Genomic DNA, 18,386 nt, shown 5'->3' on the forward strand with positions numbered 1-18,386 from the left:
CGATTTGACGTTGAACATCCCGTAAAGGGCCTGCACCTCGCGCTTGATCGTGAACTCGCTGCGGCTGAAGCGATGCGAGAGCTGCGGCATCTCGAGTCCCTCGCACAGCGAGAGCGCGAGCTGACGCTGCATCGGGGTAAGACCCTCGATCCAGGGCGTCGCCGGTCGCGAGATGCGTTCGGTGAGGAATTTGTAGAACGCGCTCTTGGGGAAGTGGCCGGCGTGGCTGCGGGCACGTTCGGTCCACACGGTGGCGCCGGTGAGCTCGGCCAGCCCCTGCGCGGCCAGCGCGGCCCGGAAGTGGTGTTCGGCTTCATCAAAGATACGGTACGAAGCCTCGAATGCGGTGATCGCGCTCTCGGTATTGCCAAGGACCTGCTGGACCGAGCCGGTCGCGTATTGCGAGAAGCCGGCCGCGCGTTTGTCATGGTTGATCGCCAGCGTCGGGTCGACGCCATCTTTGCCTAGCCGGAGATAGGTGGACACGTAGCGCTGGGCTTGCCCCATGTCGACCGGAGAGAAGAGCACGGCGAGCGTGACCAGCGCCTGGCGCTCTTCGCCGGTGGTCGCGCTCCAGGTAACGGTGCGCGCTTGGGCCTGCGCCTGCATCAGTTCGTCGCGCGCCCACGCCTCGTTGCGGTTCATGCGCGCGACGTAAGCGCGGTCGACGTGCGACATCACCCGCCAGGCGTCGGTCGGCGCCACTTCCTTCGAATCGCGCAGCAGCCATTGCGCCCGCGCGGAATCGCCGCGCATGAATGCGTCCCATGCCAGTGCCCGCAGGCACAGGAACTGCGCCTCAGCTAGATCCGGCGTCCATTCGATGCTCTCGAAGAGCTCACGCGCGTCGTCGGCGCCTTCGTGCTCGCCCAGCTCGCAGGCGACGCGTAGCAGCGAGTGCAGCGCACGCCCAACCGTAAAGTACTCCGCCCGCAGCGGATGCTCGCGCGCCAGCTTGAGCGCGGCGCGCAGGTCGGTGATCTGGGCGCGGTAGTTGCCTTGGCCGGCGTGCGCCCACGCGCGCCAGACGAGGGTGAGGATGCGCGAGCCCGGATCGGGATGGGCAAGCGCAACCGCAAAATTCGGATCGTTGGGGTCGAAGTCGCCCTGCAAACAGCGCAGGCGCGAACGCTGGTGCGCGATCGTGGCGAGATCGGTTGGATCGTTCTCAGCGGCACTTTCGGCCAGCGTGAACATCTCGGCAGCGCCTTCAAAGTTGCGGCTGTTCGCATAGGCGCGGCCGGAAAGTGTGTAATAGTCGAAGCGCGTCGCGTCTGTTCGGAGCAGATCGCTCGAGCGTGCGAGGGCTTCGAGCGCATCGACGGGATCGCGTTGAAGCAGAATTTCAGCACGCAGCAGCGCAGCCCGCTCCAGCTGCGGCGAGGACCAACCCTCGGTCGCCGAGAGGCGCGCGAGGGCTGCTTCGTACCGTCCGGTACGAAGCAGTTCACGCGCCTCGTCAAGCTGTTGCTGCTGGGCCATTATACGACTCGTTTAGTCGTTCAGGGTTCCGAGTGTGCTCGTATTTCCGGCCGTCACGGTGACCGACGGCCCCTGGATGAACGCGCTTGGCGACGCATCGGCACCGGAAGCGGTGATCACTTGCCCGCTTGCGGTCGTATAGCTGTTGTAGATCTCGAGCTGATACGTTCCGCCGCCGTCGTTCGCGTCGAGGATGTGCAGAATGAAGTTGCCGTTGGAATCGGTGTTAGCCGTATCCGCAACGTTGCCGCTCTGATCGACGGCAACGACCACGGCGCTCATGACCGGAGATCCGGCCTGATTTAGGACCGTTCCCGAAGCACTTCCGAGGTTGACGGTGGCGTCAGCGACCATCGCCGGCACGGCGTAGATTCCGCCGGAACTGTTCTGATTCAGCGATTCCAACGCGTTGAAATCGGCCTGTATCATCGCCGCCGGCGAGGTCGTGCCGACGACGTCGAAGTCGCCCCCGACCGTCATCGTGACCTGATTCGGATTGACCGACCCCGACGTCGTGGTCACGGGCGCCGTCACCGTACCGCTGCCGAAACCGACGCTGCTCTGCGTGGTCTGAGCGGTCAGGAACTGAATCGGGTAGGTCGTACCGTTGGCGACCAGATTGCTGGTCGGAACGTCGACCACGAATTGGATGTGATCGTAGTTGCCGGAATATACGTTGCCGATGCCGACGTTCTCGGGCGCGCCGTTGTTCGACATGATGTTGACAACGTCGGGCTTGGAGTATGTGGCAACGTTGATGACCTGACCTTGGTAGATCACGTTCACCGCGTCGATCCCGATATTGATCGAGGTCGGGATGAGGTTCCCGATGACCGGCGGAGCGTCGCCGAGGGCGATGCTAAGCCTATTGCCTGCGCCGCCAAGCGTATCGTCGGCGTGCTTGCCTCCGGGCAACGTCTTCGCGGACGTGGCGCCGGATGTCGACGGAACGGTCGACCCCGAAGAACCGGAGCATCCGCTCAAGACGGCGATCAGCACGAGTACGGCGCCGATCGAAATAAAGCGTTTCACGAGTGGCCTCCTGACAGCAACAGAGGACGCAACTCATACAAGTTGCGCCACACCCAGCACCCCAATTATGGTCCAAAGCCGACCATTACGGGTCAGCCAAAGGGTGGTTAAGCGCATAGTTTGTGTATGCGCAACGTAAAGCGGACGTAAAGAGGGCCTTGCGGATGGTCGGCGCTAGGCCGAACGGTCCAGGCGAGGCCGCAACGCCGGGCGCGATGCCGGGGAATCACCCACGAACGCGAACCTCGGGGGTATGCAGCGTTCGTCTTTTCTCATTTCAGCCGTGCCGCTCGCAGCCTGTGCGACGGCGGCCTGCTCCGGCAGGACCGGCGAGAACATTGGCCTAGTCGAGACCGCCTCGCAGTTCGACGCGCACCGCTTCGATAAGGCGGTGTCGACGAACGCCGAGTTTCGCCAGGTGTGGGATGCCGGCGAGCTCCAGCCTCGCATCCTCGGCGGCGTGAAGAATAGCCTCAACGGTCTTCAATTCGGCTTCAACGTCGCGCCCGCGAACATCGCGACCGCGTTCGTCGCGCACAATACGTCCAATCTGCTGCTCTACGACGACACCGCGTGGTCGACGTATCTGCTCGGGCAGCTTTTCGGTGTCAAGGATCCCACCGGCGCCGTCGTGCAAACGAATATCTTCAGCCCTAGCCGCAGCACGAGCTCGACCGAGGATCCAAGCGACGTTCACGGGTTCTATCAGGATGCGTCGATCACCGCGCTGCAACGCCGGGGCGTGCGCTTCTTCGTCTGTAATACGGCGCTGGTCGAGCAAGCCGAGGCAATCGTGCGCGCCGGCGCGACGCGCCAAACACCGCCGGAGGTTGCAAACGCTCTACGGAGCCATCTCTTACCGGGCGTGATGCTCGTGCCCTCGGGCGTCGCCGCGATCGCGTACCTGCAAGCGCGTTATCGCTATGCCTACATCACCGGGGGTGGCTAGAGCGAGCCCGCGTCGACCTCGACACCGCGGATCAGCAGGTAGCCGCCCAGGTTCTTCCAGGTATAAAACGTGCCGTGCAGTGTGATCGTCTGTCCCTCTGTGAGGGCGGGCACACCGGAGACAACCGCCTGAATGCAGCGCGTCGCGCACAGAGAGAATCGCTCGTAGGCCGCGCCGCTCGGCAAGCGCCGTGCGCGCACGTGCATCACGCGTCCCGTCACGTCGACGTGTTGACCGTTATACATGCGGGACGCGGAAGCGATCTGATCCGGCGTTATCGCGCGCGCGGCCAGCGGAACCGAAGTCAGCACGAAGAGCGCGATCGCAAATCTCTTGATCATTTGCTTCCCTTATAACTGCAATACGCCGATGCTGCCGGTGCTGTTCTCGGTAAACCAGATATTGCCGTCCGGTCCGACGGTAATCCCGACCGGATTCGCACCCGGAGTCGGAACGGGATACTCCGTAACGCTCCCTGCGGTCGTGATCCGGCCGATTGCATCGTTGCCCCCGTCGGCAAACCAGAGCGCGCCGTCGGGTCCGGCGGTAATGAAGTTGGCATTGGGCGTGCCGCCTACCAAAGTTGTGAGATTGTATTGGGTTAGCGATCCAGCTGTACTCATGCGACCGATGAAGTTGTTTTCGGTAAACCAGATCGCACCGTCTGATCCGGCGCTCATGAACGTCGGCGAAAAGTTCGTCACCGGAGAAAAGGAAGACGCGGCACCACTCGAGACGCGCCCGATGACGTCATTGGCAATATCACCGAACCACACGTTTCCATCCGGTCCGAGGGCAACAGGGTAGGGCGCGCCATCGTTCGGGACCGCGATCTCGTTCAATATACCGCTGGCGGTGTCAATGCTGCTGACGACGCCGGCGCCCGATGGGTTATAGCACTCGCTGAACCAGATGTTGCCGTCGAGCCCGGCCGCAAATGTGACGGTTCCCTCATCCGTCTGGGTGTCGTAGGGCGTGATGACGGGAGTAGCGGACGGCGTGATCTTCCCCACCAGATTCGTACAGTAATCGCCGAACCACACGTTGCCGTCCGGCCCGAGCGCGTCGCCGATCGGCGTTACGAAACCGTCGCCGCTGAGCGGATGTGAGGTGTAGTCGGTTCCATCGCCCTTGATCGAACTGATTGCGTCGCCGCCCGCCTCGGTGAACCACAGATTTCCGTCGGCGCCCGTTACGATACCGGCCGGCCCACTCGCCGTGGTCGCGTATTCGTGCGTCACGGTTGGCGTGCCCAAACTTCGCAACGTGTTCGTTACGCCAACGGTGAATGTGTCGGTCCCGTCGCTGATCGCGAGGCTGCAGCCGCTGCTCGAGGTTTGCGTTCCGCCGACCACGAGCAGCGTCGCGTTTGCGCCTTTACCGACAACGGTTCCAACGCTCAAAATATTCGTGCAGCCGGTGGGCGTCGCAGTGTAGGTCGTTCCGGACGACGCGCTTGGCTCGGAGATCATCAGCACGTGCTGACCTTCGGGGTAGGTGTTGAGCTGCGCGGGCGCAGGTGTGGCCGGCGCGGGCGAGGAGAGGTTTCCCGCTGCGAACACCGTCGGATTCGTCACGAAGAGCACCGGCGCGAGCGTGAGCGATGCCGTCGACGGTACGCCGCCTTGCCCGTTCACGGCAGCGGCCGTCAAATTCACCGTGGCGGAGTACGCCGCTGTACCGTCGCCGTCATATACCGCGGCGACGGTGTCGGTGGCTTTGGTCAGCGTCACCGAAGTAGACGGCGTCCCCCCGTTGAGCGAAAGCAAGGTGTAGCCGCTGCCGCCGCTTTCACTCACCGTTGCGGTAATCGGATTGGCGTAGGGCGCGTTCGCCGAGCCGGCGGTGATAGGGTTATTGCCAAAATCGGTTGGTGAAATGACCATCGCCACGTCGTGCGCGTTTCCGTCGGCAGCCGCGGTGACGTTCGTCGTGGTTCCGCTGAAGCCGGCGACGATCGCGCTGATCCCGGCCGAGATCGTGTTGGTCGTGCCGGCGGTAATGGTCTGCGTGACGCCGGCAATGCCCAATTCGTGCGCCGTCGACGGAATCAGCCCGCCCACCGGCGCAGCGTCGTAGAGCCCGAAGACAAAGTCGTCGTCACCCGCGGGGGCCGTGATCGCGATCGTACAATTGCGTCCGCCGCTGACCGTGGTGCACGCACTGCTGCTCGACGAAATGTCGGTCGCCGAGCTTCCCAGCGGCGTCGTGTGATTGGTGTCGGAATGTGCGTAGGTCGTTACCAGCGCGCCGTTCGCGCTCGGCGACACGAACGCTCGATGCTTCGCTGATCCGGCCCGCGGGGCGTTCGGAATCATTAACGTAAACCTTACGTTGCCGTTCGTCTGAGCCGACCCGGCAGCGTTCCCCGATGCGGGGATCGCCGCACTACCACCCGAAGAGGCACAGCCCGCTGCATTCCATACCAAAGCAGCCGCGAGGGCAAACGCAACTCTGCGGGACATACGCAACGCTTCGTTCCAGTTCGCAAATCATCCTCCGATACAACCGGAAAACGCAGGGCCGCGAGAGCCCGACGGATAACGCTGCGCAAATTATCGTGAGCCGCCTTAGTCTAACTACGGTCGTTCTTTCTCTGGCGTGTATGCTAACCGCGTGCACGAGCGGACGCGGCTTTGTTCCCGGCCCCACTCCGACGCCGCACCCGGGAACGACTCCGGTGATCACGCTCCCCGGGGGCGTGGTCGGCTCGTCGCTCTCGTTCGATGCAGCGAAGCAGACCGCCACCGTCACCGTCGGTGAACCCAGCTATAGCGGAACGTTCACCGCGCAATCGAACGCGACCGCCGTCGCTACCGTTTCCCCGGCCTCCGGAACGAGCTTTACGCTCACCGCAATCAGCGCCGGGACCGCGACGATCACCTTCACGGATTCGTACGGCAATGCGGCGCAACTCACGGTCACGATAACGATTTCCGGTGGCGTCATCAGCATTACCAGGTAAATCTGCTGAGCGCGATTGATTCCAGTTCGCACGCGCGAACGGCCTGAGAGCGAGAGTTCTCGAAGAGTATGCCGACGAGCCCGACTCCATTCGCATACGCAACCCTGGTCATGCCGCGTTTGAACGCGTCCTGATACACCTGCACGTGATAGTTGTGTCCGCCCGTTTGGATCACTGCACTGCCAAGCCAGGTTCGCACTCCTGCGGTCCCGTCGTTTGACTCGATCGGAATCGTCGTTCCCGCCGGCGGATGATGCACCGGAAGAACGATCGTCGGCTCGCGCGGGCCTTTCACCGAACCATCGCGCGAGACATATCCGACGAAAAGGACATCGCCTTGCGCGTCCGGCCGCTCGATCGCACTCGCGAACTGATGCAGCGCACCCGAGAGCAGCTGCACGACGAGGAAATCGCCGGCCGCGGCCGGCCGAATTCTCACCGTCATACCGGCGCCACCGCTGCAGCGATACCGCTGGTCGCGAACGACGAACGGAACCACGACGCCGAAGTTCTGTGATCCCAAGTCCGACGGATCGGCAAGAACCTCGGCGACGTTGCCCGAGAGTTGCGCATCGATCGTGGCCGGCGATGCGATCGGCACTTGCGGCGGCGCAGTGACGGCGGGTTTGGGCGTCGCTTGCGCAACTTCCGCGCTGCGACTCGCACCGAGTGCGACGCCCGCGTTCCGTAGGAACGGGAAGGCGGTGCCGATCGTAATACCAACGTTCGTCTGATCCGAGCCGACCTTCGCCTCCACGATCGCGTAAACGATCCCCGTGCCCGGATCGAACACCGGGCCGCCGCTGTTGCCGCGCTCCACCTGAGCATCGAAGATCATGAAGCGGCCGCCGGCTTCGTAGGAATTCACGATGCCCTGGTGCACCGCCGGCGAAAGCCCGAGTCCCTCGAGCGCGAACACGACGTTCGAGCCCGGGTAGCCCGCGATCGCGATCGCATTACCCTCAGCCAACCGCGCGCGAGCGAGATGGAGCGGAGGAACGGTGCCCGTGATAGCGACGACTGCAAGGTCCATTTCCGCGTTCGTCCGGACGACGTATCCTGCGTGCCACTTCTTCTGGTCGCTCGCGAGCGAGACGCCGACGTTCCGGGTCGAGCCGACCACGTGCGCGTTCGTGAGAAAGAGCGAGATCGCCGTTCCATCCTTACGCGTCGCGTTCCCAACACAAAAAGCCGATCCGGTGACGAGATACTTGCCCCTCCGGTAGGCAATGAAGGCAAGGCTCTGTTTGACCGCCGCGTACGTCGCGGCGAGAGAATCGTCACCGCGCGCCGTAATCGGCACGAAGCCGGCCGCGAGGATCGCAAACGCCATGAAGCCGTGGAGAAGCTTGCTCAAGATTCAAAATCCGTTGTGCGCGCCTCGTCGTGCATCCTGCGGCTCCCGGCGCAAGAAAGAGCGGGCACGACGCGATCGATGACCGTGCTCCATGCTCGGTCACGTTCACGGAATAAGCGCATCGACGGATACCACGACGTGTTCTCACCGTTCCCGGCCCATCGCCAATCGGGGCGGTGTTGCAGCATCGTCCACACCGGAACGCCGAGCGCACCGGCGAGATGCGCATAGGCGGTATCGACGGAGATGACGAGATCGAGCTGGGCGATCGCGGCGGCCGCGTCGTCGAAGTCGCGGAAGGATTCGCCGATCCGGACGATGTCGAAGCCGACATCGACATCCGGTTCCATCATCAGCGAAAAATATCGAACGTTCGGGATGCCGCCCAGCGGCGCGAGCCGCTTCGGTGATAACGATCGCGCGAAATCGAAGACGTTCGCAGGATTCCCGCCCCATGTCAGCCCGACGCGATAGCCTCCGTACCCGCTCAGCTGCGCTTTCCAGTATGCGCTGCGTTCGCGCTCCGGCACGAGGTACGGCGGGGCGATACCGGCGTCGATGCCGAGAATGCGCGGAAGCGACATCAGACGCACGTAGGCATCGTAGCTCGCCGGATCCGCCGCCTTGTGCTCGACGACCTCGTCGACGCCCGGCATTCGCCGCATGATTCCCGCAATCGGCCGAAGACACTCCACGATCACGCGCTCCGCGCGCTGCCGCAGCGCGGGAAGATAGCGTGCCATCTGCAGCATGTCCCCGAACCCTTGCTGGTGCACGACGAGCATGCGCGTGCCGGTGAGGTCGCCGCCGCCCCACGGCGCTCTGCCGCCGAAACGCTTGAGGCACGATGTCAATTCGTTGAGCCAATTACATTCGACGTGACTAAGAGCGCCCGAGAGATCACCATTCCACGCGAGCAAGTTGCCGATCAGGGTGTGGACGTTGACGTTGCCCGGAGCGAGATTCCACGCACGTTCCGCCATTGCGAAGGCCTGCGCGACGTCGCCGGCGTCGAAGAAAATCAGTGCTTGGCGTAGGCGCGCCGCGAGCGCCGAAGGCCCATCGTGTTCCAGTTCGAGGGCGCGCTCACAAGCTGCAAGCGCTTCGTTCGGGTGTCCTAGGCCGTCGTAGGCGCGGGCGAGCAGAACGTGCAGCTCGGCGGATTCGGGTGTTCGCCGTAAGCCGATCGAACACGCCGTCAATGCTCCGTCATAGTGTCCGTGACTGAGGAGCGCGCGCGCCAAGTTGACGTGATCGAAAGCATTCCAGAGCATAAAGTTGACGGTCTGGGAACCTCTTAGCGGAACGGGTTCACGATGCGCACGCCCTCAATCTCGCGACCGTGCGCCATATCTTCCGAAAGGAGTTCTCCGCAACCGAGCGCACGCGCAGCGGAAATGACCGCGCAGTCCCAATACGAGAAACGGTGCCGGGCTTTGATCGCGAGCGCGTCCGCAACGAGCGAGAGCGTGGTTTCGGCTATCGGGAATCGAAGCCAGCTTTCGATGAGCCCAGTCGCGATCTGGTGCGAAAGCGGGTCCGGGCGCGTCGGTCGCGTCGCTTGAACGTAGAATTCTTGAAGGACCTGAACCGATAGCGCACAGTCGTCGCGTTCCAAGAGTTCGCGAGCGATCTCGCGTTTCGCCGCTTCGCCGCTGTGCCGGCTGATCGAGTAGAGCAGAATGTTCGTATCAAGAAAGCGCAGTGCAATCACGCCTCGCGAGCGTGCGCGTTATCGCGCGAGAGACGGTCGCCGGCGCGGAAGGCGCGGATGCGCTCGCGCAGCGCGAGTTCTTGGTGCTTCAATCGCTCGGCGGCGCTCTCGCCCGCCTCGAGTTCGCTCAGGAAGCCCTTCACCAGGGCGGAAACCGAGGTGTCTCGTTCGGCCGCGATCATCCGCGCGCGGCGGTAGGTTGCCTCGTCCACGGAAACCGTGATGTTTTTCACAGTAACACGGTACCATGACAAGCCCGGTCGGACTAGGGGATCGCCGTTCCGAGCGCGCTTGCGACCGGACCCGCGGTGGTTGAGGTGTTCACCGTGCCCGCATAGTTGAAGACCGGCGTGGCGTCGCTGCCGCCCGCCGTTGCGCCGCTGCCGCCGGCAGCGCCTCCGGTCGCCGTGCAGCCGCTCGCGCCACTGTTCATCGTGGTGAGCGCCCCCATATTCACGAAGATCGCCGGGCCCGCCGCCGCCCCGCCGCCGCCATAGTAGGCGGTGTAACCGGAACCGCCGGCGAGGGTCGCGAGAGCGCCCCCCGTGCCCGGCGTGCCATACGAGCTGCTGCCTCCGCCGCCGCCCGGACCGCCGTTGCCACCGGTGCCGCCGAAGCCGCCGCCGGCGCCACCGCCACCGCCGAAACCGCCGTTCCCACCGGTGCCGCCGCTGGCGTCGAAGCCGCCAAGGTCACCACCACCACCGCCGCCACCGAAGCCGCCGTTCCCGCCGTTGCCGCCATTGACTACGGCGGGTCCGGTATATGCAGCGCCGCCCCCGCCGCCGCCCCCGTAGCCGGCCGTCGCGGGCGTGGCGGGGGTTGCGGAGCTCGAGCTATCGGCACCCGCCGCAGCCACGTTCGCGAACCCGACGCCGCCGGCACCGCCATCGTAGCTGCCGGCTCCTTGCGCGCCGGCGCCGAGGATGCCGCCACCACCGCCCGATCCGACGCCGGAGCCCGTACTGCCGCCGCCATTGCCGCCGAGCCCGCCGCCGCCGACCGAGCCATCTCCAAGGCTGCCCAAAGAGGCGTCGCCGCCATTGCCGCCGGCCACACTATCGCTGAGAAAGTAATCGTCGACCGCACTTACCGTCGCCGAGTCGATGAAGAGCGCTGCGCCCAGGCCCGCTCCGCCTCCACCACCCGTGTCCAGCCCGCCGGAGCCGCCGTTACCGCCTTGCGCGCGCGCGTTCTCGATTTCCAGATTCGCAACGACGATCGTTCCGCTCTCGGCCCAAAAAGCGCGGTACGTATTGTTCCCGCTGATGATGACGCTGCCGTACGTGCCGCCGTCGATGATCGTGTTGGCGGTGATTGGCGGCAGCGGACCGCCGAGGGTGATCGTGCATGGCGCGGCGACCGTGCACCCGCTGAATGTGATCGCGCTGCCCGAGGCCGCGTTCGCTGCGAGAATCGCACCGCGTAGGTCGTATGGACTACTGCTGCCCGCGCCCGTACCCGCCGGCGATCCCGGATTGGCATCGGTGAGCGCGGTTACGATGATACCGCTCGTTGCAATGTCGAGCGAATACGTGTTGCTCGCGCCGTTGTTCGTCCTCGCCGTAACATTTTGCTGGCCGAACGGCGCGCCGCCGCCGATGACGAAAGTCGCCGTCAGTGAGCTCGGACTCGTGACGTTCACGCTGCTCACGGTGACGTTGGCGTTTACCGCGACCGTCGTGCTTCCGCTCACAAAATTCGTCCCGGTCACGGTCTCGCTCAGGGCGGTGCCGGCCATACCGCTTGGCGTGCTCAGCGCCGTCAACGTCGGCGCGGGAAATGCGACCTCCGCGTTCGCGGTGGTGAATCCGCTCGCCGACGCCGAGATCGTGGGATTCACATCGAATGCGGCGGTGTAGTTCAGTTCGATGCCGGACGTCGGCTGCGTAATCGAGGTCTGTGAGAGCGTCGAGTTGCCGCTCGCGTCGGAGTTGCTCAGCGCGATCGTCACCGGCGCGCCGCTCGCATTCACGTACACCCCGGGCCCCACGATCGTGTTGCCGTCGGCATCGAGCGCGTTCACCGTGACGCCGACGGAACCGGCCGTGCCCGGCGATACCACATTGGCAATCGCGACGGCGAGCGAGTTCACCACGCCGTTGAACGTCACGTTCACGCTGTTGGCGGTATTTGCGACGATCGTTTGCGTCAGCGTGCCGGTCGAAAGCAGGCTCCCGCTGCCGTTCGTCGCGTCGTAGAGATTCACTGCGAAGGTGTCGCTGCCGACCGGGGCGCTCACGGTGCCGCTGCACGTCGCCGTGCAGTTCACGGTCGTCGGCGTCGCGCTGCCGACCGCGATCGTGGCCGATTTGGTCGACGCGGAAACGTAGTTCGGCACGCGCCGCGCATGTGCGCCGCTCGCCGTGGGCACGACGATGGCGAACGATACGCTGACGTCCTGTGGTGCTTTGGGGGACGGTTGCCCGGTCGCTTGCGCAAGCGGCTGTGTGATGACGCTCGGCGTCGATCCGCCGCCGCCGCACCCGGCGAGAAGCGCCGCGATGGCGACCAATGCAAGTGTACGCATTACGAACCTCCCACCGCCGTGGTCGTTACACCGATCGAGAGCGTCGCGATCCCGCTGCACGTGGTCGTTGACGTTGCGCATTGCGAAAACGACAAGCTCCCACCTGCTTCCACAGCGGCGGCACTAGGCCCGAAAGGGGCCATCCTTGTCGGTAAGGAAAATCCTTTCCATGATCACGAGCAAGCTTACGAGCAAGGCGCAGACGACGATCCCTCAGCCGGTGCGAGCGGCGTTGCGCGTCAAGAGCGGCGACGAACTCTGCTACGCCATTGAGGGCGACCGCGTGATTCTCACGAAGGCTCGTTCACAGCCCGTCGACGATCCGTTTGTGACGTTCGGCGAGTGGGCGTCCGACAACGACCGGCGAGCATATGCCGACCTCTGAGCTTTGGAGCGTCGTCCGCGTTCCGTTTCCATACACCGACAGGCCGATACGGCACCATCGTCCCGCGCTCGTCGTCGCAGCCAACGACCTGCAATCGATGCATGCACTCCTCTGGGTACTCATGATCACGAGCGCCGAAAACCGAGGGTGGCCGGAGGACGTGCTCATCTCCGATCACAAACGCGCCGGATTACCAGTTCCTTCCCTCGTGCGCTGCGCAAAAATCGCGACGATCGATGCGCAGGATGCCGAGTCCATCGGTATGTTGCCGAGCGCCGACCGGAAAAAGATCGCCCGCCACGTCCGGCGCGTACTCGCCCCCCTGCTCGACTCCCTGTCGTCGTGAGATTAGCCTACCGTCCGCTACCGGGGGAGCGGTCGCTTCGGGACGCGAACGCCGCTTTCGTGCGCATTTACGTGCGAATTCTGCTGATCGTCGCGGGATTCGGCATTCCGCTCGCGCTCATCGTAGCGGTGCTGCCGGTCACGTGGAGTTACGGCGGGTACAACTACCTGGACATCACGGGAACCTCGCACGCTCGTATCACGTATGTGGATCCTGCCGGGCCGGCCGGAAAGGCCGGGCTGCGTACCGGCGATATCGTCGTTCTCAGTTCCGGCCAGGCGTGGGTCGACGAAGAGGCCGGCCCGGTCGGCACGGTGATCCACAAGCAGATCATCGCCAAGAACGGCACCACGAGAACGATTGCGATCGCGGTCGTGCCGTTCACCGGCCCCCTTGGCGTTCAGATACAGATCGATCGCGCACTGGATGCACTCTCGGCACTTGGAGCATTTATCATCGTGCTGCTGGTGCTGCTTCGAGGCCGCAATCGGCGCGTCGCCGCCCGCGCTGCGTTGGTACTCTTCTTCGCCGGGCTACAGGCACTCGCAACGGCGGGCGGACTCGTTTGGCCAAACGCATGGGCGGCTGAAATCCTGTATCGCTTCCTCCCGCCGCTATTCGCTAGTACGGTAGGCGTCACGGCCCTCTGGCTCCTCGCCGCTTATCCCGCGCATCGCACCGCACTGCGCCGCGTGCTCGCGTGGGTCATGACTGCGACGCTAACCTTTCCGATCTTGGCCATTTACGACAACGTCTACGTCATCGCTACCGGCTTCGCACCGAACGGTTTTCTGAACTACGACGTCGCGTCCCTATACGTTGCGCTTATAACGATCCTCATCTTCATCGCATCCGTCGTTGATGCGTGGATCAATGCACGCGGCGAGGAGATTGCGCCGGTGCGCTGGCTTGGCTGCATGTGGCTGATCGCGGCGGCGTTTTCCTTTGCTCCGACCGCCGGCGTCCTGTTCGGTTCGACGCTGCTGGTCTCCCATTACGGCGATTTCGCGGCTGCCGCGAGCACCTTCTTCATCGCGCTCGGCATAGCGTATCCCGTCTTTCGCCATCGCCTCGTCGACTTGAATATCATCGTTTCACGAGCGACCGTGTTCACGATCGTTTCGCTTATCATCGTCGGTGCATTCGTCCTCGTCGAATGGGCGATCGCCGGTCTATTCGAGCATTCGATCGGCGTCGAAAATAGTGGGGTCGCGCCGCAACTTCTCACGTTGGGCGCGGTTCTCGTGCTCGGCATGTCGACGCGCTCGATCCATAGCTTCGTGGAAAAGCACCTCACGCAGACTTTTTTTCGCAAGCGCCTGCGCGGCTTGGCCGACATCAAGCGCGTGGCGCGTGAAGCTGACGTCGCAACGGACCCTCTGAACCTCATGCGGCTCGGCGTTTCGACGATTCAACACGCTTTCGATCCACTCGGCATCGCTTTCTATCAACGCCGCGGCAACGGCTACGAATATGCTGCCGGCTCCGATCCGGCGCATTTTCCGCGCGCGTACGGCGTTGACGACGCCGTGCCGTTACGTCTGCGGCGCTGGCTCGACGCATTCGAGATCGACGACGAGTCCGACGCTCACCTCCACCTGCTGTTCGTCCCACTGGCGGTACGCGGCGATCTCCTCGGTTTTCTCTGCTGCGGCCCCAAGCCCGACCGCACGCCGTATCTCGACGACGAGACACGCTCGCTCGAGCTTCTCGCACATCATACCGCTTTGGCGGTTGCACTGTGCGACGGGCAACACGAATCAGCGCACGGACTGACCCTCTCCGAGGCGAATCGCTGAACCAAATACCGGCTTCTGCCGTCGCGGCAGACTACCGGGTGCCGTTTTCGAGCGTGGACTGCAGCGACTGGAAGCCGTCTGCGATTGCGCGGCGCACGGCTTTCAACTCGGCCAACACGGGCTCGTCGCCGCCGGCCACGTGACCGAGAACGTCCAATGCACCGCCGACGTGGTGCGCCAAGTCCTCAATTGCGTCCGATTCGTCCGGAGCGTAGGACTCTTGCGAGCGTTTCGGACCGAGCACGAGCGCTCCGATCAACCGCCCGCGCGAAACCATGGGATAGGCAAATTCACCACGCAGTTGCGTGTCGACGCCGTGCAGGTCCAACTTGCGATGCCAGGTCCGCAGTGAAACGATTGCGGGATCGTTCTCGCCAACTGCGCCGTACTTCCCGTTACCGTTGGTGAGCGCAAGTGCGACAAACGAAGCGCCGGCATGGCGCTCCAGCACGCCGACGGTTCGCTCGATCACGATAGCCGGGTCGGTGACGTATGCGGCTTCGCGTGCAAAACGGCGAATCGCTTCCTCGTCTTCGTGCCGCTTTCGGAAGAAGGCGCGATCCAGCAAGTGCTCGACGCGATCGTGCACGAACCGGATCGAGAAGCCGAGCAGCAGCGCCACGACTGCGCCGACGGCAAGGCTCGTCGTATGGCTCGTTTCTTGAAGCCACGATCCTAGCGCCCATTCGACGAGCACGAAAGCCCCGACGACGACAATCGATACGCCGGAGAAGATCGCGACACGATTGAGCGCAAAGCCGATGTCGAGTACCCGCCGGTTGAACAGCGCGTATGTCATCCCCAGGGGCGCGATGAAACTGCCCACGTTAGCGAGCGCATAGGCGGTAATGAGCGCGCTGCCACGCTGCGCGTTTGGCCACAATGACGGTGCCACGAACGAAAGCGCCTCGAAAGCGTACCAAATCGTCAATGGAAGCAGAATCCACGCCACGCGGCTGCGCTCTGCGCCGCGGGTCGCCGCGAACGAGGCCCATGCGCACGCAATCGCAAGGACGAACGGAACGGCACCGTCCGTCATATTCCACTCGGGCCCAAGGCTTTGGGCAACCCACGGGAGCCAACCGTTCCATAGCGCAACTAGCCGCACGATTTCAAAAGCTGAAAACGCGGCAGCAGAAGCGTATGCCAGCATGACGAGCGCGATTCGCACGCGAGAGAGCGGCCGTGCGACCAGCGACGCGAATGTCGCAAGCAGCGCCGCCCAGGCCGCGAGCGCGGCGATTCCGATCCCGGCTGCGATCGCATCGGCGAGCGGCGAAGGACCGATCCAACTACCCGGATCCAAGGCGGCATATATGTTAGAGGAGACCAGCAGCAGGCAGAGCACTCGCGCCTCCGGTACGTCGGCGCGGCGCCATCCGATCAGCGCGGCGAACCCCAGTATCCAGAAGTCCGCGAAACACGAAAGCCAAACATCCCAGCGCCAGGGCGGCGGACCGCCCGCGACATACTCGATCGGCACCGTTACGCCCGCGCGCAGCACGCGCAACGCAATCTTTTCATGGGGATAGACGCCGGTTAAGAGTCGATAACGCTGGCCGGGCGCAAGCTCGCGCACGTTGATCAGATCGCCGGCACGCAAGCCGCTGGCTTCCGCTGCTCCGCCGGCATCCACCGCGTCGACACGAACGACAGCAGGATCGGCGGTACGCGAGACTTGGAACCCGAGCCCTGTCGAAGCCAGAATGCCGTCGGTAAAGAAGGCGACGGCATTGACGATGATCGCAATAAGACAGAGCGCCAGGAGAGTCGCACGCCACGAGGCCAGGGACATGGCGCTCGCGTTCCCGTTGTAAGGAGGCGGGCCCTTGTCGCTTCGAGCAGGCTAGCGCTTTTACGTACGTTTATATAAGGAAGCTGCCTGCAAGCACGGAATTTCTTTCCATGACCGTTTCCGATCGTCACGAGCGCCGATGAAGGGTCAGCGTCGACGCATCGCACGCACTGTCTTGTTATTGCTCTGCGCGGCGACCGCAGGCCTGATCGTCGTGGCGTTCGTCGATTTGGTCGGTCTCGGAACCACGCCATGGTTCGGACAGATCGGCGCAACCTTCAGTTTTTCGGGGCCGCACCCATACGAACAAGTCGTCACATCGATCGACCGCGGATATGCCGCGGATCGCGCCGGTCTCCGCGTCGGCGATCTGCTCGACGTGCGGGCGAATTCGGCCCTCGAACGCTGGCAATGGTTCGACGGCTTTTTGACGCCGATGACCGGTCATACCACAACGCTCGCGGTTACGCGCGGCACGCGCCATCTTCGCGTCCGCATCACGCCCGAGCCATGGGATCTGCGCCGGTATTGGTATCTCTGGTCGGGACCCGTCGGCATGTTTTTCGTTACCCTCATGGCCGCGCTGATCGCCTGGCGCGCCGAGCCGACGAAGAGCAACCTCACGCTCGCAGCCGCACTGGTGTTTTTCGCGCTCGGTGCGTTGTGCGCGACGAACAACTTCGCGGTCCCGTATTTGTGGTTCTACGTAGCGCTTTCGGTTTTGGGCTTGTTGGTCCCGGCCGCGGCCGCGCTATGGGTCCTGTATGCGACGACGTTCGGGGCACCCGTCTCTCGCGCGAGGCGCGTCATCGCGGTCCTGTGCTATTGCGTGCTTGCCGTCATCGCCGGATGCAACGTGCTGCAGGCACTCGCGTTCACGACGCTCTGGCTGGACCCGACGAGCCGGTGGCTTACGCCGCTCGTGGTGCCGTGGGCGATAGCCCTCGCACTTGCTCTCACCTGCAGCGCGCTAGGGATCGGCGCTGCGCGCGGCGCCGAGCGCCAGCGGGCCGCGTGGTCGCTCGCGTCCATCGCAGCGTTCTTCGTGATCTTCATCGTGTTTTACTACGCGCCGAACTACGCACCGACGTACGGCGTATACGCGTTCGAGACCGCGATTTTCAATATCAATTTTTTCACGTTGCCGTTGCTGCTCGTCTATGTGACGCTGTCGCGGCGTCTTATCGACGTCGGCTTCGTCCTGAATCGCGCCGCGGTCTTTACGCTCGTTTCGGCGATCATCATCGGATCGTTCATCGTGCTCGAATGGTCGATCGGGACGTGGCTGACCCGGACGACGCGTCTTACGAGTTCGGCGATCGGCCTTGCCATCGCGATGGGCCTCGGACTCTCGCTGCGATTCATCCATCGGCACGTCGACCGTTTCGTCGACCGGGTGTTCTTTCGAAAGCGCCACGAAGACGAGGCCGCACTTCGCCGGTTTGCGCACGAGTGCGCGTACATCACCGACGCGGCGACGCTCGAGCAGCGGACGATCGCCGTGGTGGACCGGCATACGGCGAGCGAATCGGTCGAGATCGTCTACCCGCAGATCGACGTCGACGAAAACGACCCGGCGCTTACCTCGCTCAAGGCGTGGGGGAAGCCGCTCGACTTACGCGGCGTTCCGGAAACGGCGATTCGCGGTGAGTACGCACTGCCGATGATCGCGCGCGGCGTACTCGTCGGCGCCCTCGTATGCGGGCGCAAGACCAACGGCGAATCGTTCGCCCCCGACGAACTCGACGCGCTGGCGGCACTTGCGTACGGCGTCGGAATCGCACTCGACGCCATCGGCGTGAGAAGCGCGAATTCAACCGACTCCCTTCGGAAGGCGATCGAGGAGATGCGCGATGCGATCGTCGGGGAGCTGCGAACACTGGCCCCGCCGCCCTAGTGTAGTGTCTCGTAAATTAGTTGAATAATTCTGCACATCGTGTTAGAGTTACATCATGGGTCGTCCTCTTCGTGATCTGAACATGACGGATGCAGAGCGCGCGACATTGCAGAGCTGGGCGCGTCGGCCGAAGAC

The 18,386-nt window shown here is 63.8% G+C and carries 16 protein-coding genes; 6 read left to right on the top strand and 10 right to left on the bottom strand.

Features of this window, described 5'->3' with window-relative positions; translation table 11 throughout:
• Both VMF11_02155 and VMF11_02160 read right to left on the bottom strand, forming a co-directional pair.
• Positions 1 to 1,482, bottom strand: a 1,482-nt coding sequence (locus VMF11_02155) for a hypothetical protein (protein ID HTU69096.1), incomplete at its 3' end; no start/stop codon positions are given.
• 12 nt (positions 1,483 to 1,494) lie between these two features.
• On the bottom strand, positions 1,495 to 2,514 hold the full coding sequence (locus VMF11_02160) for a carboxypeptidase regulatory-like domain-containing protein (GenBank protein HTU69097.1): 1,020 nt from the start codon (positions 2,512 to 2,514) through the stop codon (positions 1,495 to 1,497).
• 253 nt (positions 2,515 to 2,767) lie between these two features.
• Between VMF11_02160 and VMF11_02165 the strand changes: the two genes are divergently transcribed.
• Positions 2,768 to 3,463, top strand: a complete 696-nt coding sequence (locus VMF11_02165) for a hypothetical protein (protein HTU69098.1) — start codon at positions 2,768 to 2,770, stop codon at positions 3,461 to 3,463.
• Here VMF11_02165 and VMF11_02170 read toward each other — a convergent pair.
• Both VMF11_02170 and VMF11_02175 read right to left on the bottom strand, forming a co-directional pair.
• Entirely contained in the window at positions 3,460 to 3,804 is a 345-nt protein-coding gene (locus tag VMF11_02170) for a hypothetical protein (GenBank protein HTU69099.1), read from the bottom strand. The two genes, VMF11_02165 and VMF11_02170, sit on opposite strands and share 4 nt — an antisense overlap.
• A gap of 9 nt (positions 3,805 to 3,813) precedes the next feature.
• Positions 3,814 to 5,733, bottom strand: a complete 1,920-nt coding sequence (locus tag VMF11_02175) for a hypothetical protein (protein HTU69100.1) — start codon at positions 5,731 to 5,733, stop codon at positions 3,814 to 3,816.
• Positions 5,734 to 6,143: 410 nt separating this feature from the next.
• Here VMF11_02175 and VMF11_02180 point away from each other — a divergent pair, with 410 nt between their 5' ends.
• Positions 6,144 to 6,428, top strand: a complete 285-nt coding sequence (locus VMF11_02180) for an Ig-like domain-containing protein (protein ID HTU69101.1) — start codon at positions 6,144 to 6,146, stop codon at positions 6,426 to 6,428.
• Here VMF11_02180 and VMF11_02185 read toward each other — a convergent pair.
• The 5 genes from VMF11_02185 to VMF11_02205 are packed head-to-tail and all read right to left on the bottom strand — an operon-like array spanning position 6,418 to position 12,029.
• Positions 6,418 to 7,785, bottom strand: coding sequence for a serine protease (locus VMF11_02185; GenBank protein ID HTU69102.1), 1,368 nt, complete (start codon positions 7,783 to 7,785; stop codon positions 6,418 to 6,420). The two genes, VMF11_02180 and VMF11_02185, sit on opposite strands and share 11 nt — an antisense overlap.
• A complete protein-coding gene (locus tag VMF11_02190; GenBank protein ID HTU69103.1) occupies positions 7,782 to 9,059 on the bottom strand; it encodes a tetratricopeptide repeat protein in 1,278 nt (425 codons plus the stop codon). Before VMF11_02190 ends, VMF11_02185 begins: the two co-directional genes overlap by 4 nt.
• A gap of 23 nt (positions 9,060 to 9,082) precedes the next feature.
• Positions 9,083 to 9,499 carry a PIN domain-containing protein gene (locus tag VMF11_02195; protein ID HTU69104.1) on the bottom strand — a complete coding sequence of 139 codons (417 nt, stop codon included), beginning with the start codon at positions 9,497 to 9,499 and terminating at the stop codon, positions 9,083 to 9,085.
• Entirely contained in the window at positions 9,496 to 9,711 is a 216-nt protein-coding gene (locus VMF11_02200) for a hypothetical protein (protein HTU69105.1), read from the bottom strand. Before VMF11_02200 ends, VMF11_02195 begins: the two co-directional genes overlap by 4 nt.
• A 53-nt stretch (positions 9,712 to 9,764) precedes the next feature.
• A complete protein-coding gene (locus VMF11_02205; protein ID HTU69106.1) occupies positions 9,765 to 12,029 on the bottom strand; it encodes a hypothetical protein in 2,265 nt (754 codons plus the stop codon).
• 169 nt (positions 12,030 to 12,198) lie between these two features.
• On the opposite strand from VMF11_02205, the gene VMF11_02210 reads away from it, so the two are divergent.
• The 3 genes from VMF11_02210 to VMF11_02220 are packed head-to-tail and all read left to right on the top strand — an operon-like array spanning position 12,199 to position 14,559.
• Entirely contained in the window at positions 12,199 to 12,414 is a 216-nt protein-coding gene (locus VMF11_02210) for a type II toxin-antitoxin system PrlF family antitoxin (GenBank protein ID HTU69107.1), read from the top strand.
• Complete coding sequence (locus VMF11_02215) at positions 12,401 to 12,760, top strand: type II toxin-antitoxin system PemK/MazF family toxin (protein HTU69108.1); 360 nt, start codon at positions 12,401 to 12,403, stop codon at positions 12,758 to 12,760. Before VMF11_02210 ends, VMF11_02215 begins: the two co-directional genes overlap by 14 nt.
• 59 nt (positions 12,761 to 12,819) lie before the next feature.
• Positions 12,820 to 14,559, top strand: a complete 1,740-nt coding sequence (locus VMF11_02220) for a hypothetical protein (protein HTU69109.1) — start codon at positions 12,820 to 12,822, stop codon at positions 14,557 to 14,559.
• Positions 14,560 to 14,590: 31 nt separating this feature from the next.
• Here VMF11_02220 and VMF11_02225 read toward each other — a convergent pair whose 3' ends face one another.
• Positions 14,591 to 16,354: a hypothetical protein gene (locus VMF11_02225; GenBank protein ID HTU69110.1), complete on the bottom strand. Its 1,764-nt coding sequence runs from the start codon at positions 16,352 to 16,354 to the stop codon at positions 14,591 to 14,593.
• A 139-nt stretch (positions 16,355 to 16,493) separates the two neighbouring features.
• Between VMF11_02225 and VMF11_02230 the strand changes: the two genes are divergently transcribed.
• On the top strand, positions 16,494 to 18,251 hold the full coding sequence (locus tag VMF11_02230; protein HTU69111.1) for a hypothetical protein: 1,758 nt from the start codon (positions 16,494 to 16,496) through the stop codon (positions 18,249 to 18,251).
• The last annotated feature ends 135 nt before the right edge of the window (positions 18,252 to 18,386 follow it).

It is taken from the genome of Candidatus Baltobacteraceae bacterium (assembly GCA_035502855.1).
Taxonomy (GTDB): Bacteria; Vulcanimicrobiota; Vulcanimicrobiia; order Vulcanimicrobiales; family Vulcanimicrobiaceae; genus Aquilonibacter.